General features: G+C 74.4%; 19 protein-coding genes. 11 read left to right on the forward strand and 8 right to left on the reverse strand.

Going from position 1 to position 21201, the window contains the following annotated elements:
• Position 1: 1 nt before the first annotated feature.
• Positions 2–988: a universal stress protein gene (locus JAO84_RS02435; protein WP_370409935.1), complete on the reverse strand. Its 987-nt coding sequence runs from the start codon at positions 986–988 to the stop codon at positions 2–4.
• 16 nt (positions 989–1004) lie between these two features.
• On the reverse strand, positions 1005–1919 hold the full coding sequence (locus JAO84_RS02440; protein ID WP_370409936.1) for a universal stress protein: 915 nt from the start codon (positions 1917–1919) through the stop codon (positions 1005–1007).
• Positions 1920–2066: 147 nt separating this feature from the next.
• On the opposite strand from JAO84_RS02440, the gene JAO84_RS02445 reads away from it, so the two are divergent.
• The 6 genes from JAO84_RS02445 to ligA all read left to right on the forward strand — a co-directional run bounded on the left by JAO84_RS02445 (position 2067) and on the right by ligA (position 8414).
• Positions 2067–2873 carry a universal stress protein gene (locus JAO84_RS02445; RefSeq protein WP_370409937.1) on the forward strand — a complete coding sequence of 269 codons (807 nt, stop codon included), beginning with the start codon at positions 2067–2069 and terminating at the stop codon, positions 2871–2873.
• Between the two features lie 100 nt (positions 2874–2973).
• Positions 2974–3708 (forward strand): UdgX family uracil-DNA binding protein, encoded by a 735-nt coding sequence (locus JAO84_RS02450; protein WP_370409939.1) that lies wholly within the window; start codon positions 2974–2976, stop codon positions 3706–3708.
• Between the two features lie 93 nt (positions 3709–3801).
• Positions 3802–4224 (forward strand): four-helix bundle copper-binding protein, encoded by a 423-nt coding sequence (locus tag JAO84_RS02455; RefSeq protein ID WP_370409941.1) that lies wholly within the window; start codon positions 3802–3804, stop codon positions 4222–4224.
• Positions 4225–4320: 96 nt separating this feature from the next.
• Positions 4321–4515, forward strand: coding sequence for a hypothetical protein (locus JAO84_RS02460; RefSeq protein ID WP_370409943.1), 195 nt, complete (start codon positions 4321–4323; stop codon positions 4513–4515).
• Positions 4516–4753: 238 nt separating this feature from the next.
• Positions 4754–6286, forward strand: coding sequence for a hypothetical protein (locus JAO84_RS02465; protein WP_370409945.1), 1533 nt, complete (start codon positions 4754–4756; stop codon positions 6284–6286).
• Positions 6287–6356: 70 nt separating this feature from the next.
• Complete coding sequence (gene ligA, locus JAO84_RS02470; protein WP_370409947.1) at positions 6357–8414, forward strand: NAD-dependent DNA ligase LigA; 2058 nt, start codon at positions 6357–6359, stop codon at positions 8412–8414.
• A gap of 43 nt (positions 8415–8457) precedes the next feature.
• Here the strand turns inward: ligA and JAO84_RS02475 are convergent, their stop codons facing one another.
• Entirely contained in the window at positions 8458–9558 is a 1101-nt protein-coding gene (locus tag JAO84_RS02475) for a hypothetical protein (RefSeq protein ID WP_370409949.1), read from the reverse strand.
• Between the two features lie 8 nt (positions 9559–9566).
• Positions 9567–10151: a TerD family protein gene (locus tag JAO84_RS02480; RefSeq protein ID WP_265864372.1), complete on the reverse strand. Its 585-nt coding sequence runs from the start codon at positions 10149–10151 to the stop codon at positions 9567–9569.
• A gap of 138 nt (positions 10152–10289) precedes the next feature.
• Here JAO84_RS02480 and JAO84_RS02485 point away from each other — a divergent pair, with 138 nt between their 5' ends.
• The 3 genes from JAO84_RS02485 to JAO84_RS02495 all read left to right on the forward strand — a co-directional run bounded on the left by JAO84_RS02485 (position 10290) and on the right by JAO84_RS02495 (position 12164).
• The gene (locus JAO84_RS02485; RefSeq protein ID WP_370409951.1) at positions 10290–10952 is read left to right on the forward strand and encodes a HEAT repeat domain-containing protein; all 663 of its coding nucleotides are present in this window, start codon (positions 10290–10292) and stop codon (positions 10950–10952) included.
• A 2-nt stretch (positions 10953–10954) separates the two neighbouring features.
• Positions 10955–11962 (forward strand): HEAT repeat domain-containing protein, encoded by a 1008-nt coding sequence (locus JAO84_RS02490; protein WP_370409953.1) that lies wholly within the window; start codon positions 10955–10957, stop codon positions 11960–11962.
• A 79-nt stretch (positions 11963–12041) separates the two neighbouring features.
• The gene (locus JAO84_RS02495; RefSeq protein WP_370409955.1) at positions 12042–12164 is read left to right on the forward strand and encodes a hypothetical protein; all 123 of its coding nucleotides are present in this window, start codon (positions 12042–12044) and stop codon (positions 12162–12164) included.
• Positions 12165–12499: 335 nt separating this feature from the next.
• Here JAO84_RS02495 and JAO84_RS02500 read toward each other — a convergent pair whose 3' ends face one another.
• The 3 genes from JAO84_RS02500 to JAO84_RS02510 all read right to left on the reverse strand — a co-directional run bounded on the left by JAO84_RS02500 (position 12500) and on the right by JAO84_RS02510 (position 18099).
• Positions 12500–15889: a pyruvate carboxylase gene (locus JAO84_RS02500; RefSeq protein WP_370409957.1), complete on the reverse strand. Its 3390-nt coding sequence runs from the start codon at positions 15887–15889 to the stop codon at positions 12500–12502.
• Between the two features lie 205 nt (positions 15890–16094).
• Entirely contained in the window at positions 16095–16835 is a 741-nt protein-coding gene (locus JAO84_RS02505; protein WP_370409959.1) for an SOS response-associated peptidase, read from the reverse strand.
• 70 nt (positions 16836–16905) lie between these two features.
• Positions 16906–18099 (reverse strand): cytochrome P450, encoded by a 1194-nt coding sequence (locus JAO84_RS02510; RefSeq protein ID WP_370409961.1) that lies wholly within the window; start codon positions 18097–18099, stop codon positions 16906–16908.
• A gap of 310 nt (positions 18100–18409) precedes the next feature.
• Here JAO84_RS02510 and JAO84_RS02515 point away from each other — a divergent pair, with 310 nt between their 5' ends.
• Positions 18410–18817 carry a hypothetical protein gene (locus JAO84_RS02515; protein ID WP_370409963.1) on the forward strand — a complete coding sequence of 136 codons (408 nt, stop codon included), beginning with the start codon at positions 18410–18412 and terminating at the stop codon, positions 18815–18817.
• On the opposite strand, the gene JAO84_RS02520 is transcribed toward JAO84_RS02515, so the two are convergent.
• Positions 18814–19485: a class I SAM-dependent methyltransferase gene (locus JAO84_RS02520; RefSeq protein WP_370409965.1), complete on the reverse strand. Its 672-nt coding sequence runs from the start codon at positions 19483–19485 to the stop codon at positions 18814–18816. The genes JAO84_RS02515 and JAO84_RS02520 overlap by 4 nt on opposite strands.
• A 200-nt stretch (positions 19486–19685) precedes the next feature.
• On the opposite strand from JAO84_RS02520, the gene JAO84_RS02525 reads away from it, so the two are divergent.
• The gene (locus JAO84_RS02525) at positions 19686–21104 is read left to right on the forward strand and encodes a DNRLRE domain-containing protein (protein ID WP_370409967.1); all 1419 of its coding nucleotides are present in this window, start codon (positions 19686–19688) and stop codon (positions 21102–21104) included.
• Positions 21105–21201 lie beyond the last annotated feature (97 nt).

The raw sequence follows: 21201 nt of genomic DNA on the forward strand, positions 1-21201 counted from the left end.
GCTACGGAGCGTCCGGGTCCGCGGCGTCGTCGGCAGCGTCGTCGGCGTCGGCATCAGTGCCTGGGGCCGTGAAGGTGTGCGGGACGACCTCGACCGGGCAGTGGGCGTGGTGGATCAGTGAGTGGGCGACCCGTCCCAGGGCCGGCCCGAGGCCGAGCGGCCGGCGGCCGCGGCCCATCACCAGGAGGTCGGCGCCGCGGCTCGCCTCGATCAGGATGCCCGGGGTGCTCGTGCCCGTCTCCACGTGCTGTTCGACGTTCAGGCCCGGGTGGGCCCGCCGGACGCGGTCGGCCAGTTCCTTGGCGTCCCGCACCCTGCGCCGGGCGGTGCCGTCGAGGTCGTCCAGCATCGTCGCCACGCTGCCGACGTGGGCGAACACGTTCCAGCCGCTCAGCAGCCGCAGGGACGCCTTGCGGGCCTCCGCCTCGGCGGCGGCGAGCAGCAGCCAGCCGAGGTCCGAGGAGCCGTTCACGGCCGCGAGGACCGTGCCGGTCTCGGGGCGCTCGTCCTCCCCGCGTACGACGATCACGGGCACGTCGGCGCGGGCCGCCACGCCCAGGCCGACCGAGCCGAGCATCAGGGTGGCGAATCCGCCGAGCCCGCGGTGGCCGACGACGATCGTGCCGTGCCGCCCGGCGGCGGCGAGCAGCCCGGCGACCGGCTCCTGGCGGCCGAGCTCGCTGGTCAGGGAGAGGCCGGGGTAGCGTTCCCACACCGCCTCCGCGGTGCGGATCAGCAGGTCGCGGCCGACCTCGCGGACCGACTGGATGGTCTCGGCGTCGGCGAACAGGGCGCGCCGGTCGGTGTCGGCGGCGTGGACCAGGTGCAGGGCGCGGCCGCGGCGGGCGGCTTCGGCGGCGGCCCAGAGCGCGGCGGTGCGGGCGGCGGGAGAGCCGTCGACGCCCACGACGACGTTGCCGAGCTCGGGGCGGCCGGGGCGCTCGGGCCGGCCGGGGTGCCCGCCGTCCGTCTCCCTGGCGCTGCTCATGGCTCCTCCTCGCTGCTCATGGCTCCTCCTCCGGAGGGCTCGGGCGCCGCTGCGGCACGACGGCGACGGGGCACGCCGCGTGGTGCAGGGCGCGGTGGGCGACCCTGCCGAGTTCCAGACCGACGAGTCCGTCCCGGCGGCGCGCGCCGACGACCAGCAGGTCGACGGCGGCGGACCGTTCGGTGAGGACGCGGTGGGCGTGGCCTTCGGCCGTGGTGCGGCGCAGCCGGACGTCCGGGTGTTCCCCGGCCGCGGCGTCGAGGGTCTTGTCGAGCAGGTCGGAGGCCTCGTGCTCGGCCTGCGCCCCGCCCTCGCCGGTCAGCAGCGGGTGACCGGCCGCTTCGTGGCCCCGGCGCCGCCAGACGCGTACGACATCCAGCTCGGCGCCGCGTACGGCAGCCTCCCGGAAGGCGAACCGCACGGCCGGCGAGTCCACGTCGTGTTCGCCGATGCCGAGCAGCACGCGTCCGTGCCGGCCCTCCAGGGCGTACGGGTCGCCGCGGACGACGACGACCGGCCCGGTCGAGCGGGCCGCCACGACGAGGCCGACCGAGCCGAGGAGCAGGTCCGCGAACGCGCCGCGTCCCTGGGCGCCGACGACGAGGAGCGCCGCCTCCCGGCCCTCCCGGAGCAGGGCGCTCGCCGGGTCCTCGGCGAGCACGTCGGCGGTGACGGTGACGGCGGGCGAGCGGAGGCGGGCGCGGTCGGCGGCGGAGGCGACGACGGTCTCGGCCAGCACCTGCCCGGAGGGGCGGTGCGCGGACCCGGCCGGCTCGACGCCCTCGTACCGCTCCCAGAGCGAGGCGTGGACGACCCGCAGCGGCCGCCCGTGGCGCGCGGCCTCGTCGGCGGCCCAGTCGAGGGCCGCGAGACTGACCCGGGAACCGTCGACTCCCACCACCACGGGTGCTGTCACCAGGGGGGATCCCATCGCGCCCACCGCCTTCCGCCGCGTGAGGTGCTCTCCTGCCACCCTCGCACCGGGCGGGCCCGAGGGGTAGGGCCGGTCGGCCCCGGTGGCCCGTGGCGGGGGCGGCACGAATGATGGAGGGAACGGGTCCACGGGAGGTGACCGGTCGTGACGCGGAGCATCGTGGTCGGCCTGGACGGTACGGAGCAGGCGGGCGCCGCCGCCGTATGGGCGGCGGACGAGGCGGAGCTGCGCGGTGCGGCGGTGCGCCTGGTGCATGTGCTGGTGGCGTCGCCGGACGCCCTGGTCCCCTTCGTGTCGCGGGAGCCCGTCGAGTCCTGGGGCGAGGAGCTGCTCACCCGTACGGCGACGGCCCTGCGGGAGCGCCGGCCGGGGCTGCCGGTGACGACCGCGCTGCTGCCCGGCGACGCCGTGCCCGGCCTGGTCACGGCCGCCGACGACGCCGACCTGCTGGTCCTGGGCTCGCGCGCGCTGGGCGCCGTGGCCGGCTACTTCCTCGGCTCGGTCGGCATGACGGTCGCGGGCCTGGTCGAACGGCCCGTCGTCCTGGTCCGCGAAGGGGACCCGCCGGGCCCTCTCGACGGCCCCGTCTCGGTCGGCGTGGACCTGCGTGAACCGGCCGACGGTCTCCTGGGGTTCGCCTTCGACGAGGCCGCCCGCCGCCGGGGTCCGCTGCACGTGACGTACGCCCGCCGGTCCGCACCCCCCGAGCTGCAGCGCACCCTCGACGACCTGCTGCTCCCCTGGCGCGCGAAGTACCCGGAGGTCCCCGTCACCGCCCGCGTGGTGCCCGCCTCGGCCGGCCCCGAACTCGTCCGTGCCGCCGCCGACGCCTCCCTCGCGGTCATCGGCCGCCGCATCCGCCGCTCCCCGCTGAGCACCCACATCGGCAGCGTGGCCCATGCGGTCCTGCACCACAGCCGGGCACCGGTGGTCCTCGTGCCGCACGAGTGACCGTGTGCGCGTGGGCTTGGGCTTGGGCGCGGGGATGAGGGGTAGCCGCATGCGTGGGCAGGAGGTGCGGGGGGTGCAGGGGGGATGCGGGAGGTTCCCGATGGACCCGGATCCGGCGACGAACACCGCCCGTGGCGGCGGCGGCACGGACGACGGAGAAGGCGCCGAACCGTACGACGCCACTCCCTTCCTGCCGAAACGCGGCCGTCTCCCCGCGCACCGGCGGGCCGCGGCCGATTGCCGCGGCTGCCCGCTGCACCGGGAGGCGACCGGCACCGTCTTTGGACGCGGCGCCCCGGACGCACGGCTGATGCTGGTCGGGGAGCAGCCCGGTGACCAGGAGGACCGTGAGGGTGTCGCCTTCGTGGGGCCGGCGGGGCGGCTGCTCAGCCGGGCGCTGCGGGATGCGGGGATCGACGAGGAGGGGATCTACCTGACCAACGCGGTCAAGCACTTCAAGTTCCGGCGGGACGAACCACGGAAGCGGCGCATCCACAAGCCGCCCAGCCTGCGCGAGATGAAGGCCTGCCGTCCGTGGTTGGAGGCGGAACTCCGGCTGGTCTCCCCCGAGTTGGTGGTCACCCTCGGCGCCACCGCGGGCCGCTCCCTGCTGGGGCCGTCCTTCCGGGTCGGCACCGACCGTGGAGTGCCGAGGCCGCTGACCGAGATTGAGGACGGCGCGGATGACGGGACGGATGACGGGACGGATGTGCGGGTGCTCGCGACCGTGCATCCGTCGGCCGTGCTGCGGGCGCGGGACGGGGACCGGGAGAGCATGTACGAGGGCCTCGTCGCCGATCTGCGGACCGCGGCGGACGCGCTGGAGGCGCGCTGAGTCCGGGCGTGAGGGAGGCCGCGGCGGGTACGCGCACGGGGTGGGGACGACTGCCCGGGGACCTGCCCCGTGCGTTCAGTGGAGGTGTGTGTCATGGAGACCGCCGTTCGCGGCATGCTGAACATCCATCCCGTCGGCCCCATCGCCCCGGACGACGCCGACGCGCTGGGCCGGTGCATCGAGCACTGCATGGCCTGCGCCCAGGCGTGTGCGGCCTGCGCGGACGCCTGCCTCGCCGAGACCGAGCTCCGCGATCTGGCGGGCTGCGTGGTCAGGGATCTGGACTGCGCGGACCTGTGTACGGCCACGGCGGCCGTCGTGACCCGGCGCACCGCCCGGAACGGCGACGTCACCCGGTCCGTCCTCCTCGCCTGCCGTACCGCGTGCGCCGCGTGCGCCGCCGAGTGCGAGCGGCACGGGGACCGGCACGAGCACTGCCGGATCTGCGCGGAGGCCTGCCGGGCCTGCGAACAGGCCTGCGCGGACCTCCTTGAGCTGCCGGATCCCGTCGGCTGACGCACCGCACGGACGTCTGTCCTCGCGCCCAACGGGTAGTCGCCGTACAGAGACTTCGAGTCCGAGTACGGAAAGACGGGAAGGGCGGAGAGGACGATGGACGACTCCGAGGAGCGGGCCGCCGAGAGCGGCACCGGCCACCGCGCCGGCCTGACCGACGCGGAGTTCAGCACGCTCATGCGCGAGGCCCGCGCCGAGGCCCGCCGCCACGGCGTCGGCCGTCCCCCCACCGGCGAGTCCGACTTCGCCCTCCGCACCCAGCACGCCGAATTCGGCGCCGCCGCACACTGACACGACACCCGACACGAACGCCTGACCCGACACCGCCGCCCGGAGGGGGGAAGACCGGACGGCGGCTTTTCGGGTGCGCACCCGCCAGGGCGCATGCCCGTACACGGCCGCATCATGCCCGTGACCGCCGAACGAACCACGCACCGGGACAGCCGGCGACGGGCGCGGGCGGCAGGCGCCAGGCCGCGGGCGCGGAAAATCCGGGGCGCATCCCAGGGCCTCCCGGCAGGATGTCCTGGTGCATCACATCTGCTGCGGACTCGCCGACAATCCCGCCCTCCCCGCCACGCTGGTCGACCGGCTCGTCGCCGTCGCCGACGAGGACATCGCCACGCGTCTCGCGCGCCGGGCGGACCTCGGTCGGGCGCAGGCGCTCGCGTTGGCCGGGCGGGTGCCCGGAAGCGCCGTGGAGCTCGCGTACGAGGGGCGGTTGGCGGCGGAGGACGTGGATCCGGCCGCGCGGCCGGATGTCGCGTGCGCGCTGCTCGACCAGGGGATCGGGCGCCCCGGGTGGGCCCGGCTGCTCGCGGGGCATCCGGATCCCGGCGTACGGGAGCGCCTTGCGGCCTGTCCCGGCCTGACGGAAGAGGTCGTGGAGGTGCTGGCGGCCGACCCGGAGCCGCGGGTGGTGGCCGAGCTCGCGCTGTCGGCGACGGCGGAGGTGGCGGCGCGGCTCGCGGGGCATCCGCACGCCGAGGTGCGGTGGGCGGTCGCGGGGAACGAGGCGACGCCTCCGGAGGTGTTGGCCGCGTTGGTCGCCGGAGAGGGTCCGGCCGCACTGCGGTGTCTGGTGTGCGATCAGGAGGAGATCCCGTTCGCGCACGACCGCGAGTGCCCGCGGCTCGACTGCGCACTGCCGCCCGGAGCCGCCTGCGACGGCTCGCACCAGTGGACGGTGCACGCCCTGCGGGAATCGGCGCTGCGCAATCCGTCGACGCCCGTCGAGGCGCTCGTCGGGTTCGCGGAGCATCCGTCGGCGGGGCTGCGCTGGACGCTCGCGGCCCGTCCGGATCTGCCGCGGGAGGCCTGCGTACGGCTCGTCTCGGACCCCGTACCCGGGGTGCGCGCGGATGTCGCGACGCATCCGGCGCTCGACGAGGCGCTGATCCGGCGGCTGGCCGACGACCCGCACGCAGACGTGCGGCGTGCGGTCGCCCACCATCCCCGCATACCGCTCGACGTGCTCGTCCGGCTCGCCCGGACCACCAGGCTCGCGACAGTACTGCTGCCCCGGGTCGCGGCGGCGACGCCCGCCGAGGTCGAGGAGTTGGCCGGGTCGGCGGAGCCGGCGGCCCGCATGCTGGTGGCCCATCGGCGGGATCTGCCGGCGGAGGTGCGTGATCGGCTGGCCGGTGACACCGATGCGAAGGTGCTCAAGGCCGTGGCCGGGCATCCCGGTCTGACGGAGGGGCAGTTGAGGGCGATGGTCGAAGGGCACGGCCTGCGGATCCTGGCCAGGGTGGCAGCCCGGCCGGACGTTTCCGCGGGGCTCCTGGAGGACCTGGTCCGGCACGAGCCGCCGGTGCAGAAGGTGTTCCGGGTGGTGGCCCGGCATCCTCGGGCGACGGCGTCGGCGCTGCTCAGGTGTCTGGAGGACCGGCAGGCGCGGCCCGTCGCGGCCGGGCATCCGGCGCTGCCGGCGGCGGTGATCGTGGAGTTGCTCGGGGACGCGGACGGGCAGGTGGTCGAGGCCGCGGCGGCGAATCCGGCCCTGCCGCCCGCCCTGATGGCGGAGCTGGCGGAACGCGCGGAGCCGATGGACCGGCAGTAGGCGGGTCGGCGACAGCGCCCCGTCCCCGTCCCGGAGTCCATTGTCAGACCCCTGCGTCAGTATCGAACACATGACGACGACTGCTGCACCTGCCCTTTCGCTGACCGACCGTGCCGCCTACGAGAGCGCGGTCGAACAGGCCCTCGCCGCGAGCGCCGCGTACTACGGGGACGGCGAGACGACGCTCGACGACGCCTCCTACGACGCGCTCGCCCGGGGCATCGCCGGCTATGAGCTGGCGCATCCGGAGCATGTGCGGGCGGACTCGCCGACCGGGAAGGTCGGCGGGGGCGTGGCGCCGGTGGGCGAGGTGGCGCACACCGTGGCCATGCTGTCGCTGGACAACGTCTTCGACGCCGAGGGCCTGGTGAAGTGGGACGCGTCGCTGGCCCGGCGGATCGACCACCCGGTGGCGGGCGGTTACGCGGTGGAGCCGAAGCTGGACGGGGCGGCGATGGCCGCGCGGTACCGGGACGGGCGGCTGGTGCAGCTGGTGGGGCGGGGGAACGGTGCGCAGGGCGAGGACCTGAGCCATGCGATCGGCTCGATCGTGGGTCTGCCCACGGAGGTGCCGGGCGGGGCCACGGTGGAGATACGGGGTGAAGTGCTGCTGACCCGCGCGCAGTTCGAGCGGGCGAACGAGATACGGGCCGCGCACAACGCCAAGCCCTTCTCCAATCCGCGCAACGGCACGGCCGGCACCCTGCGGGCCAAGGACCGGCCCTACACGATCGAGACGACCTTCTTCGCGTACGGGGCGGTGGAGCTGGACGGTGCGGGCTTCCTCGCGGGGGCGGGCGGGAGCCACGAGGCCGTGATGGCACGGGTCGCGGCGCTGGGGGTGCAGACCACGACCGCGACCGAGATCGGGCTGCGCGTGTACGGCACGCTCGCCGAGGCGCAGGCGCGGGTCGAGGAGATCCAGCGGCTGCGGGCGGAGCTGCCGTTCGGGATCGACGGGGTGGTGGTCAAGGCGAACGACCACGCCGAGCAGGACGCCGCCGGTTCCGGTACGCGGCACCCGCACTGGGCCATCGCGTACAAGCTGCCGCCGGTGGAGGCGCGGACGAAGCTGCTCGCCGTGGAGTGGAACATCGGCCGCACCGGGCACATCGCGCCGCGCGCCGTCCTGGAGCCGGTGGAGGTGGACGGCAGCACCGTCACGTACGCGACGCTGCACAACCCGGCGTTCATCCGGAACACCGGCCTGATGGTGGGCGACACCGTCGTGCTGTACAAGGCGGGCGACATCATTCCGCGGGTGGAGGCGCCGGTGGTGGCGCTGCGCACGGGCGCGGAGACCGAGATTCCGCTGCCCGAGGCGTGCCCGGGGTGCGGCGGCGAGATCGACACGTCCGGCGAGCGGTGGGAGTGCGCGGGCGGGGCGAGCGGCGGCTGCGGCAAGCTGCCCGCGCTGCGGTACGCGGTGGGCCGCGACCAGCTCGACATCGACGGGCTCGGCGTGACCTATCTGGAGGCGCTGGTCGAGGCCGGTCTCGTGGACGACGTCGCCGATCTGTTCTTCCTCACCCGCGAGCAGCTCGCCGAGGCCACCGGCAGTGACAAGCGTGCCGATGCGCTGATCGGCCGGCTGGCCGCGGCGAAGGAGCAGCCGCTGAACCGGGTGTTCTGCGCGCTCGGCGTGGTGCGCACCGGGCGGACGCTGTCGCGGGAGATCGCCCGGCACTTCGGCACCATGGACGCCGTCCGGGCGGCGACGCCGGAGGAGTTGGCGGAGGTGAAGAAGCTCCCCGCCGCCAACGCGCCGAAGATCGCGGCCCACATAGCCGCGCTCGGCCCGGTCATCGACAAGCTGGTCGCCGCCGGGGTGAACATGACCGAGCCCGCGGCCGACCGGGCGGACGCCCCGGGCAGCCGGCCGCTGGCGGGCGAGACGGTCGTCGTCACCGGCGGTATGCACGGCCCGCTGGCGGGGCTCAACCGCAACGCGATGAACGAGCTCATCGAGCGCGCGGGCGGCACGGCCTCCGGCAGCGTGTCGAAGAAGACGACCATCCTCGTCGCGGGCGAGGGCGCCGGCTCGAAGCTCGCCAAGGCCGAGCAGCTCGGCACCCGGGTGCTCGGCGAGGAGGAGTTCGCGACCCTGATCGCCGACCACCTGGCCTGAGGGGCCGGCGGGGCCGGGCCGGCGCGGCCGACTGGGCCGCCGGCTAGTCGCCGCCTCCGCCACCACCGCCGTCTCCTCCGCCGTCCCCGCCACCGCCGCCCCCGCCGTCGCCCCCGTCGCCGCCGTCGGAGCCCCAGCCGTCGCCGCCGCCGGGCTCGTTGTCGTCGCTGCCGCTGCCCAGGTTGCTGAACCAGGAGCGGTCCCAGTCGGCGTCGGTGGCGACCGGCTCGCCGGCGTCCACGAGCCGCCGTTCCGAGCGGAAGCGGGCCAGGCCGGTGGTGTCGCCGAGGCCGAAGGAGACGGCGAAGGCCTGGGCCATGACGGCGTCCAGGGGGTCGGCGCTCTCGTACCGGACGGGGGCGAGCGGCAGCAGTACCGCGCCCGGTTCGACGGCGGGGCGGCGCGGCGGGCGGGTCAGCAGGGCGACGCGGCGGTCGTCGCGGAGCAGCCAGGAGCTCGACGCGTCGGCGCGGCGCAGTGCCCAGCGCGGGCCGCCGGGCAGTTCGACGTCCACCGAACTCTTCGACTTGCGGAGCTTCTTGCGGAGGGCGAGGCGGGCCGTGGCCTCGCCGACGGTCAGGCGCAGGCCCTTGGCCGGATCGGCGTCGTCGCGGTGGAAGCCGTGCGGTGCGCGGATCCGGACGACCGGGGCGTGCGGCGCCCACACGTCGACGCGCACCAGGCGCCGGTCCACGGCGACGGTGACCGGCCCGGCGGGACCCTGCGTGTGCCGCCGGGCGATCCACAGCGGTACGCCTTCGGCCCAGGCCCGGCTCGCCAGGGCGCCCACGCCCTCCGGTCCGCCGCTGTGCCGCAGGGCCAGTTCGCCCAGCGCGCGGGCGAACTCGGCGGCCCGGCGGACCTTGACCGGTTTGCTGGTGCCGGTCACCCGGGTGACCGGCACCGCGCCGGCGTCCCGGGGCAGCCGGTCCAGCGGGCGTTCGGCACCTCCGCCGCCGAGCCAGTGGCCGCGCTGGTACGCCTCGGCCATGGCGGCGAGGTTCAGCTCGCCCAGGGGCGTGGTCCGGCCGCCCCTGCGCAGTCCGTCCTCGGTCAGCTCCACCGTCCGCGCCAGCGGATTCCACGACTGCTCGCCATAGAGCACCCGGCTCACCACGCCCCCCGTCTCTCGCCGGACCGACACGCCCACGCCTACTTGCTGACCGCGAAGCGCATCAGGGCGTGCTCGTCCCCCTGCTTGATCTTGCCGGTGACGTTGATGACCTCGAGCTTCCAGGAGGTGCCGACGCGCATCGCCTTGGCCACGGCGCAGCCGTTGTCCTGGGTGAGCAGGCTGGGCCAGATGTCGGCGACCTGCTGCGAGCTGCCGCCGGTCGCGTCGTACACCTTGAAGCTGATGTTGCGGGCCTTCTGGAAGGAGCTGCCCTTCTTGTACGCGGCGGCGACGAACACGATCGACGTGATGTTGGCCGGGATCCGCGCGAACTCGACGGTGACGGTCTCGTCGTCGCCGGCGCCGTGGCCGGTCTGGTTGTCGCCGCTGTGGATCAGCGAGCCGTTGCCCATCGGGTCGAGCGAGTCGAGGCCGGCCAGGCGCACCGGGTCGGCGCCCTGCATGGCGACGGCGATCAGGTCGAGGTCGGTACCGGTCTTGCGGCGCAGCTTGCCCAGCACTCCGCCGGTGCTGCCGGCGGTGGGGTCCCAGGAGACGCCGATGGACAGGTGGGTCACCCCGTCGAGGTCTGCCGGGCCGTCTTCCTTGGTCAGCGTGATCATGCGCGGGTCTTCCTTTGTCGAAGGGTCTACAACATCCAGAGTCTGCCCGCCCCCTCGGCGGTTCCCGCGACCGGTCCCGGCTCCGCTTGACCTTGACACGGTGACAAGGTCTTCACTGCGGTCCAGGAGGTGGCCCTGATGACCACGAACAACACGGACCCGGCGGTGCTGCGCGGACTTGAGCACGCCGGCGCGTCCGTGCGCCTGAAGGCGGCACTGACGATCGGTTCGCGCCCGGACCCGGCGTATGTCGGCGCGCTCGTCGAACGGTGCGCGGTGGAGCCGGAGTTCCAGGTACGGGAGATGCTGACGTGGGCACTGACCCGGCACGCGGCGGCTGTGACGGTCCCGCTGCTCGTGGCCGAGGTCCGTTCGGGACGGGTGCGGGCGCGGAGTCAGGCGCTGCACACGCTGTCCAAGATCGGGGACGGGCGGGCGTGGCCGGTGATCACGCCGGCGCTGCTCGCCGACGCCGACGACGAGGTGGCGCGCAGCGCCTGGCGGGCGGCGGTGGTGCTCGTGCCGGAGGGTGAGGAGGGTGCGCTGGCCGTAGTGTTGGCGGGGCAACTCGGGCGCGGCGGGCGCGAGACCCGGCTGAGCCTGAGCCGGGCGCTCATCGCACTCGGGACGGTGATGCTGCCGCCCGTGGCCGCCGCGACGGCGCACCCCGACCCGCGGGTGCGGGCGCACGCGCTCGCCACGGAGCGGCTGTGGCGGGACCCGGACGCCGGCTTCGAGTTCGCGATCGAGGAGGCGAAGCGCGTCGTGGCCCTCGGCGGGGCAGGCGAGGAGGGACGGTAGGCGTGCGGATCGGTGAGGTCGCGCGGCACTCGGGGGTCAGCGCCCGGATGCTGCGGCATTACGAGGCGCTGGGCCTGGTGCGGCCGACGGGCCGCAGCGGCACGGGCTACCGGGAGTACTCCGACGAGAACATCCGGCGGATCTTCCACATCGAGAGCCTGCGGTCCCTGGGGCTTTCGCTGCGCGATGTCGGGCGCGCGCTCGACGACCCCGGCTTCGCGCCGGCGGAGCTCGTCGAGGACCTGGTCCGCCGGACCGAGGAGCGGATCGCGGCCGAGACGGAGTTGCTCACCCGGCTGCGCCGGATCGGTGCCGCCGAGCCCGCCGGCTGGGAGGACGTCCTGCAGACCGTCGCGCTGCTGCAGGCGCTCCGGTCGGCCAGCCCGGGGGCGCGGCAGCGCGCGGCGCTCTCGGCGGCCGAGGAGGTGCCCGTACCGGTGGAGGCGCTGGTCGAGGCCGTGTTCGGCGAGGCCGATCCGAACGTGGCCGGGGCGCTGCGCTGGGCCCTGGCGCAGTCGGGCGGGGAGCGGGGTGCCGAACTCCTCGCGCAGGGCCTGGGTTCGCCCTCCGCCCCCGTACGGAAGCGGGCCGTCCGGTCGCTCGCGGAGCTCCCGGGTGACGCGGCGACCGCGCACCTGACGGACGCCCTCGCCCACGCCGATGTCGTGGTGCGCCGGTACGCGGCGCTTGCGCTCGGCGCGCGCGGGGTGGCCGACGCGATCCCGACGCTCGTCGAGATGGTGGTCGTGGGACGGAACGACAGCGACGCCGCCGACGCCCTGAGCGCGCTGGCCGCCGACCCGGCCCTGGCGGACCGGATCGCGACCGGGCTCGTCGACCGCCTGGCCCACGGCGGCCGCGAACCGGCCGCGCGCCGCCGCCTGACCCAGGCCCTCGCGGGCGTCCCCGGCGCCACGACCTCCCGCGCCCTGGCGGAGCTGGCCCGGGACCCGGACCCGGGCGTCGCCCTGACGGCGACATACGTGTTGTCGCTGCGCGCGGCCGGCTAGGGCGTGTCCGGAAAGCCCGGAAAGTAGCGCCGCCTGCCCCTGGGGGCCCGTGGGGGGGCAGTGCTCGCGGCGAGCGCGCGTGCCAGGTGTCGCGAGCCGGGGGCACCACCCGGTGCCGCACGCCGGCCGCGTCCACCAGCTCGTCGGCGAACGCGCCCTGGGCGGCGCCGAACTGGCGGCGGCCCCCAGGGCGCAGCCCTGAGGGGCCTTCCGGACACGGCCTGGCGCGGCCCGTCGCCGGCAAGGCCCGCTCGTGCGGCGCGCCGCCGCATGGTCTCCCACGCCTCCGCCCACCGCTGCCCGCCGGGCCACGGCCTGACCGGCACCTCGGCCGCCGGCCCGGCGCTAGCCGGGACCGGCCTGCACGCGTCCGCTGCCCCGTGCCACGGGGCACGCACCCGCCGACTCGGCCCCCGCAGGCCCGGGCCCGCCGACCGGGTCCCGTTCGGACGCGCCCGCCGCCCCGTGCCTGCCGACCCGGGCACCGCGCGCCGCCGGGAACCGAGCACCGGGAACCGCGGCCCCGGCGCTACCGGTTCAGGCCAGCTCGACGAGCAGGTCGCCGCCCTCCACCTGCTGGATACGGGTGATGGCGAGGCGGGAGACGCGGCCGGACTTCGGGGCGGTGATGGAGGCCTCCATCTTCATGGCCTCGATGGTGGCGACGGTCGCGCCGGCCTCGACCTCGTCGCCCTCGGCCACGGCCAGGGTGACGACGCCCGCGAACGGGGCCGCCACATGGCCGGGGTCGGCGCGGTCGGCCTTCTCGGTGAGCGGGAGGTCGGCCGCGGCGGCCCGGTCGCGGACCTGGATGGGGCGGAGCTGTCCGTTGAGGGTGGACAGGACGGTGCGCATTCCGCGTTCGTCGGCCTCGCCGATCGCCTCCAGCTCGATGAGCAGGCGCACGCCGGGGCCGAAGTCGACGGCGTACTCCTTGCCGGGGCGCAGCCCGTAGAAGAAGTCCTTGCTGTCGAGGACGCTGGTGTCGCCGTACGCCTGGCGGTGCGTCTCGTACGCCTGCGTCGGGCCGGGAAAGAGCAGCCGGTTCAGCGTGCCGCGCCGGTCCTTGGCGAGGCCGTCGTGGTCGTCCGGGGTGAGGTCCCGCATCGGCTTGGGTCCGGCGCGGCCCTGGAGGGCCTTGGTGCGGAAGGGTTCGGGCCAGCCGCCGGGCGGGGTGCCCAGTTCGCCGTGGAGGAAGCCGACGACCGAGTCGGGGATGTCGTAGCGCCCGGGTGCCGCCTCGAAGTCCTCGGGGGCGACGCCGGCGCCGACGAGGTGCAGGGCGAGGTCGCCGACGACCTTCGACGACGGCGTGACCTTCACGAGCCGGCCGAGCATCCGGTCGGCGGCGGCGTAGGTGGTCTCGACGTCCTCGAAGCGGTCGCCGAGGCCGAGGGCGACGGCCTGGGTGCGCAGGTTGGAGAGCTGGCCGCCGGGGATCTCGTGGTGGTAGACGCGCCCGGTCGGCGCGTCGAGTCCGGCCTCGAAGGGGGCGTAGATCCGGCGGACGCTCTCCCAGTACGGCTCCAGGTCGCCGACGGCCTGCAGGTCGAGGCCGGTGGGCCGGTCGGAGTGGTCGGTCGCGGCGACGATCGCGGACAGCGAGGGCTGGGAGGTGGTGCCGGCCATGGAGGCGACGGCGCCGTCGACGGCGTCGGCGCCGGCCTGGATCGCCGCGAGGTAGGTGGCGAGCTGGCCGCCCGCCGTGTCGTGGGTGTGCAGGTGCACCGGCAGGTCGAACTCCCGGCGCAGCGCCGAGACCAGCGTCGCCGCGGCGGGGGCGCGGAGCAGGCCGGCCATGTCCTTGACGGCGAGGACGTGGGCGCCGGCCTCGACGATCTGCTCGGCGAGCCGCAGATAGTAGTCGAGGGTGTAGAGGCGCTCCGCCGGGTCGGAGAGGTCGGCGGTGTAGCAGAGGGCGACCTCGGCGACGGCGGTGCCGGTCGCGCGCACGGCGTCGATGGCGGGCCGCATCTGGCGTACGTCGTTGAGCGCGTCGAAGATGCGGAAGATGTCGATGCCGGTGGCGGCGGCCTCCTGCACGAAGGCGTCGGTGACCTCGGTGGGGTACGGGGTGTAGCCGACGGTGTTGCGGCCGCGGAGCAGCATCTGCAGGCAGATGTTCGGTACGGCTTCGCGCAGGGCGGCGAGCCGTTCCCAGGGGTCCTCGGCGAGGAAGCGGAGCGCGACGTCGTAGGTGGCGCCGCCCCAGCATTCGAGGGAGAGCAGCTGCGGCAGGGTGTGCGCCACCGTGGGGGCGACGGCGAGCAGGTCCTTGGTGCGGACCCGGGTGGCGAGGAGCGACTGGTGGGCGTCGCGGAAGGTGGTGTCGGTGACGCCGATGGTCGGCGCGTCGCGGAGGCCGCGGGCGAAGCCCTCGGGGCCGAGGGCGGTGAGCCGCTGCTTGGAGCCGGCGGGTGGCGCGCCCGCGGCGCCCGGGCCGTCGGGCAGGCGGGGCAGCTTGGCGGCGGGGGCGATCAGCTCGGGCCGGGGGCCGTGGGGCTTGTTGACGGTGACGTCGGCGAGGTAGGTGAGGAGTTTCGTGCCGCGGTCGGCCGAGTGGCGGGCGGTGAGCAGGTGCGGGCGCTGTTCGATGAAGGCGGTGGTGACCTGCCCGGCCCGGAAGTCCGGGTCGTCGAGGACGGCCTGCAGGAAGGGGATGTTGGTGGAGACGCCGCGGATGCGGAACTCGGCCACGGCGCGCCGGGCGCGGCCGACGGCGGCGCGGAAGTCCCGTCCCCGGCAGGTCAGTTTGACCAGCATGGAGTCGAAGTGGGCGCTGACCTCGCTGCCGGCGTGGGTGGTGCCGCCGTCGAGGCGGATGCCGGAGCCGCCGGGCGAGCGGTAGGCGCTGATCATGCCGGTGTCCGGGCGGAAGCCGTTGGCGGGGTCCTCGGTGGTGATGCGGCACTGCAGGGCGGCGCCGCGCAGCACCACGGACTCCTGGGAGAGGCCGAGGTCGGTGAGGGTCTCGCCGGCGGCGATGCGCAGCTGGGACTGGACGAGGTCGATGTCGGTGACCTCCTCGGTCACCGTGTGCTCGACCTGGATGCGCGGGTTCATCTCGATGAAGACGTGGTTGCCGTCGGGGTCGAGGAGGAACTCGACGGTGCCCGCGTTGCGGTAGCCGATCTCGCGGGCGAAGCGGACGGCGTCCTCGCAGATGCGCTGCCGGACGGCCGGGTCGAGGTTCGGGGCGGGTGCGAGCTCGATGACCTTCTGGTGGCGGCGCTGTACGGAACAGTCGCGCTCGTAGAGGTGGATGACGTTGCCCTCGCCGTCGGCGAGGATCTGCACCTCGATGTGGCGGGGGTCGACGACGGCCCTCTCCAGGAAGACGGTGGCGTCGCCGAACGCGGACTCGGCCTCGCGGGCCGCCGCCTCGATGGACTCGCGCAGCGCGGCGCGGTCCTCGACGCGGCGCATGCCGCGCCCGCCGCCGCCGGCGACGGCCTTGACGAAGATCGGGAAGCCGATCTCCTCGGCGGCGGCGACGAGTTCGTCGACGTCGGTGGAGGGGGCGGAGGAGCCGAGCACGGGGACGCCGGCCGCACGGGCGGCGGCGACGGCGCGGGCCTTGTTGCCGGTCAGTTCCAGGGTCCGCACGTCCGGGCCGACGAAGGTGATGCCCGCCTCCTCGCAGGCGCGGGCGAGTTCGGGGTTCTCGGACAGGAAGCCGTAGCCGGGGTAGACCGCGTCGGCGCCGGCGAGCCGGGCGGCCCGGATGATCTCCTCGACGGAGAGGTAGGCCCGTACGGGGTGCCCGGGCTCCCCGATCTCGTACGCCTCGTCGGCCTTGAGCCGGTGCAGCGAATTGCGGTCCTCGTGCGGGAAGACGGCGACGGTGCGCGCCCCCAGTTCGTAGCCGGCGCGGAACGCGCGAATCGCGATCTCCCCGCGGTTGGCCACCAGCACCTTGCGGAACATCTCTGATCCCTTCACCCTGCGGCTTGGGCGCACCCGCGTCGCACTCGGCGAGCGGCCGGTTCGTCTCCGTCACGCTACGGGGTGCCGGGCCCCGGCCTGAAGGTCTCGGGGCAGTGAGATGGATCATCGAGCCGTCCGCCGCACGGGTGACGGCTGGTCAGAAGGTGGGCGAGCACCCTGGTCTGACCACTGGTCAGGTGATCGGTCAGGTGGCGGGGTCGAGGAGGTGCGGGCCGTTGTTCCGGACGCTGTTGACGGCCGGGGAGACGGCAAGGGCGTCGAGGCGCCCGTCGGCCGGGCTGCCGAGCAGCGCGCGCAGGTCGTGGGTGTCCTGGTGGTGCGGGTCGAGCCAGGTGTCGTAGTGGTCGGGGGTGAGGGCGAGCGGCATGCGGGGGTGCACCCGGCCGGCCTCGTCGGTGGCCTCGGTGGTGATGATGGTGCAGGTCATCAGCCAGGCGCCGGGGTCGTCGGGGTCCGCGACGTCGGGGTCGCGCCAGTACTCGTACAGGCCCGCGAGCGCCATCACGGAGTCGTCGGCGGGGTGGATGAAGTACGGCTGCTTGCGGACCTTGCCGGTCGCCTCGTCCTTGACCGGGTCCCACTCGTAGAAGCCGTCGGCGGGCAGCAGACAGCGCCGCTTGGCGAAGGCCTTGCGGTACGCGGGCTTCTCGTGCACGGTCTCGACGCGTGCGTTGATCATCCGCGCACCGCCCTTCGGGTCCTTCGCCCACGACGGTACGAGTCCCCAGCGCAGCGCCCGCAGCTCGCGCCGCACCTCCCCCTTCTCACCGCCGTCGCGGGCGGGCCGTTCGAGCACGGCGTACACGGGGTCGGTGGGCGCGACGTTCCAGCTGGGCGCCAGCGTCTCCTCGGGGCGCCACTCGGTCACGTCGAACAGCTGGGTCAGGTCCTGGGGACTCCGGGTGGAGGCGTATCGGCCGCACATACGGCCACTGTGCCACGGACAGGGCCGGCGGGTGGGGCCGATGGGTGCGGCCGATGGGTGGGGCGCCCGGTCAGACGTCCCAGGTGACCGGCAGGCTCTTCACTCCGTAGATGTCGGCGGTCTCCGGGCGCAGCACGACCTCCTCGGCCGGGACGGCGAGGCGCAGCGTCGGGAAGCGGTCGAGCAGCGCGGTGAACGCGGCGCGCATCTCGATGCGGGCGAGCTGCTGGCCGAGACAGAGGTGGATGCCGTGACCGAAGGCGAGGTGGCCGCCGGGGACGGGCTTGCGGCGGATGTCGAGGACGTGGGGGTCGTCGAAGCGCTCGGGGTCGCGGTTGGCGGTGTTGTACGCGAGGAACACGGTGGTGCCGGCCTTGACGGTCTCTCCGCCGAGCTCGACGTCCTCGAGCGCCGTCCGCATGAAGGACTTGGCGACGCTGAGGTAGCGCAGCAGCTCCTCGACGGCCTGGTCGATCAGCGTCGGGTCCTCGCGCAGCGCGGCGAGCTGATCCGGGTGCTGGAGCAGGGCGAAGGTGCCGAGGGAGAGCATGTTCGCGGTGGTGTCGAACCCGGCGGCGAGGAGGATCAGCGAGATCCCCTTCAGCTCCTCGTCGGTCAGGTCGGTCTCGGTGAGTTCGCTGAGCACGTCGTCGGTGGGGTGGGCGCGCTTGGCGGTGACGAGCTCCGCCAGGTACTCCTGCGTCGCCGTGTACGCGGCGATCAGGTCCTCGTCGCTGGTCTCACCGCCCATGAAGGTGTCGATCTGCTCCTGGAAGGAGGCCCGGTCCTGGTACGGGACGCCGAGGATCTCGCAGATGACGATGGTGGGGATGGGCTTGCCGAACGCGGTGACGAGGTCCGCCGTCGGCCCGGCCGCCTCCATCGCGTCCAGGCAGTCGGCGGTGATCTGCTCGATGCGCTCGGTGAGCAGCCGCATCCGGCGCGCGGTGAACCGGCTGACCAGGGGCTTGCGGTAGCGGCTGTGCTGCGGGTCGTCCATGAGCAGGAACTCGCCGGGCGGGGCCGGCGGGATCTCGAAGTCGACCACGTTCAGGAGTTCCTTGCGGGCGCTGAACCGCGGGTCGGCGAGGACGGACCGGACGAGGTCGTGGCCGGTGACCAGCCAGCCGGCCTTGCCGCCGATGTGCGTGAAGGGGCTGATGGGGCCCCGCTCGCGGGCCTCGGTCAGCTCGGCCGGCGGGTCGAAGGGGCAGCCGGGCTGTCGCGTCGTCGGCGTCGTGACGGTCTGCGGGGATTCACTCATGGCCACTCCTCGGCTGGTCGGCTCGCGACATGTCGTGTTTGAACATCCAGAAAGCTACGTTGCGTTCATAGATCGGTCAATCGCCAGAACCAGGTAATCGCAGGCAGGCACAGGGAAATTGATGCAATGACGCTGCCGCCGAACGCAACGCTGCGTTGCAATGGATGATGCCGAAGGCAATGCCGGCGAGCAGCGCGGCGCGCGCCAAGCGCCGCGTTGTGCGCCTGTGCGCCCCCGGCCGGGGCTCGCGCGCGGGCCTTTGCGCGCCATTGTCGTGGTGGGCATCACGACACGGAGAGCGAGGGACCCGATGGGACGACAGGAGCCGGGCCGGGACGGGCTGGAGTACCGCCTGAAGGAACTGGATCCGCCGGGCGTCGCGTACGACACCTGGTTCATCCCGCCGCAGGACCCGAACGCGTTCCCCGCCGGCCTCACGGGCGAGGCCGCCGCCTTCGTGGAGCGCGTCCGGCGCCTCGGCCCGATCTACGGCGGCGCGGTCCCCGAGGCCGCGGTCCGCCTCGACCTGCGCCTGGACGCCGAGTTGGGCGCCGGCCGCGACGGCGTCCGCGCCCGCGCCCACCGGCTGCACGCCCGCGGCCATGTCCTCGTCGAGGCGGACGACGAGCGGGCGGTGCCCCGCCTGCGGCTCGTCCGCAGCCGGCCCCGGCGCCCCGGTGAGGCCTGGGTCCTCGCGGGCGGCGGCACGGACGGCTAGGTCCTGTCCTTCCGGGCCAGCAGGTGGACCTCCTGGAACTGGCGCCGGTCGGTGGGCTGGGGCGCCCGTACAAGGCGGGCGACCTCGGCCATGCCGGTCTCGTCGAGCAGCGCGGCGAGGTGGTCGGGCGACCAGCGGTAGGCGGGTGCGACCGCGTGGTCGAAGACCTGGGTCGGGCGGGAGGGGCCCTCGGTGGCCGAGAAGCCGAGGAGGAGGTGGCCGCCGGGGGCCAGGACGCGGTGGAACTCCCGCAGGACGGCGGGGACTTCCGCCGGGGGTGTGTGGATGAGGGACCACCGCGCCAGGATGCCGGCGAGCGTGCCGTCGGCGAGGTCGAGCGCGCCCATCGAGCCCACCTCGAACCGCAGCCCGGGCCAGGCCTGCCGGGCCAGCGCGATCATCGCGGGCGAGGCGTCCACGCCGAACACCGTCAGCCCCGACTCAGCCAGATGCGCGGTGACATGACCGGGCCCGCAGCCGAGGTCCGCGACCCGCCCGCCGCCGGGGTCGCCGTCGGCGCCGGTGGCCCCGACCGCCTCGGTGAAGGCGCTCAGCATCGCGCGGTCCAGCGGACTGTCCCGCAGCGAGTCGCGGAACAGCGCCGCGTATTCGTGGGCGGCGGCGTCATAGGCCTCGCGGGTGGCACTCAGGGCATCGTTGTCGACCATGCCCGCGACCGTAGCCCCCGGCACTGACAACGCCGCACGGCACGTCGCCGCCCGCCCCGAGGGCCGTGGCCGGATCCCGTCACTCCCCGAAGTCGGCGGTTCACCCAACGGTCACCCGCCCCACCCCACCGCAACACCGGGCCGCTCGCCGCAAGCCCTACCTTCCGTGTCGCCCTCGTCCCACGACCGAAAGGTTCGGCATGCCCAGTCGCAAGGTCACCACGGTGGCCCTCGTCGGCGTACTGGCCACCGGCACCCTGGCCGCCACCGCCCTGACCTCGCTCGCGCCCACCGCCGCCGCGGCGGGCATCACGTTCACCGCGACCGCGGACACCTACGTCGACAGCCAGTACCCCTCCGTGAACTACGGCACCTCGACACAACTCGGGGTGGACAACAGCCCCGTGAAGCAGATGGTGCTGCGCTTCGACGTCTCCGGCCTGACCCAGCCGGTCACCCGCGCGAAGCTGCGGATCCATGTCGACGACGTGGCGGGCGCGGAGAGCGGCAACGGCGGCACGTTCCGCGCGATGTCCACCACCTCGTGGTCCGAGACCTCCGTGACCTACAACAACCGTCCGCCGATCGACGGCGCCACGCTCGGCACGCTCGGCTCGGTGGCCCGCAACACCTGGTACGAGGTCGACGTGACCTCGTACGTGACGGGCAACGGCACCTACGGCATCGGCGTCACCTCGTCGAGCACCAACGGCGCGGACTACGACGCGCGCGAAACCGGCGCCACCGCCCCGCAGTTGGTGATCGAGACGGGCACCACGCCCACGCCCACCCCGACGCCGACCAGCACCGCCACCACCACCCCGCCGCCGTCCGGCGACCCGGTCCTCGTCGGCGCCGGCGACATCGCCACCTCGGGGTCCGGCGACACCGCGACCGCGAACCTCCTCGACGGCATCTCCGGCACCGTCTTCACCACCGGCGACAACGCCTACCCCAATGGCACGGCCTCCGACTTCTCCACCTACTACGAGCCGACCTGGGGCCGCCACAAGGCGCGCACCCGGCCGGCGCCGGGCAACCACGACTACAACACCTCGGGCGCGTCGGCGTACTACGGCTACTTCGGCGCCAACGCGGGCCCGTCGGGCCAGGGTTACTACTCCTACGACCTCGGCAACTGGCACGTGGTGTCGCTGAACTCCGAGGTCTCGATGTCCGTCGGCTCGGCCCAGGAGAAGTGGCTGCGCGCCGACCTCGCCGCCGCCAACAAGCCCTGCACCGTGGCCTACTGGCACAAGCCGCGCTGGACCTCCAGCTCCAGCCACGCGCCCGAGCCCGCGACCGGCCCGCTGGTCCAGGCGCTGTACGACTACAACGCCGAGGTCGTCCTGACCGGCCACAACCACCAGTACGAGCGCTTCGCGCCGCAGAACCCGAGCGGCCAGCTCGACACCGCGCGCGGTCTGCGGCAGTTCGTCGCCGGCATGGGCGGCGCCTCCCTCTACGGCTTCGGCACCATCCAGCCGAACAGCGAGGCCCGCAACAACGACACCTTCGGCGTCCTGAAGCTCACCCTGCACAGCAACGGCTACGACTGGCAGTTCGTGCCGCAGGCGGGCAAGACGTACAACGACAGCGGCTCCGGCACCTGCCACTGACGCCGCCCACCCGGGCCCGGACGCCGCCGTGCGCGGCGTCCGGTGCCACCCCCGCCCGCCCGACGCCGCCACGTCACGCCCCGGAGGTCGTCACCCC

Origin of the sequence: Streptomyces fradiae, assembly GCF_041270065.1 — a bacterium.
Classification (GTDB): Bacteria; Actinomycetota; Actinomycetes; order Streptomycetales; family Streptomycetaceae; genus Streptomyces.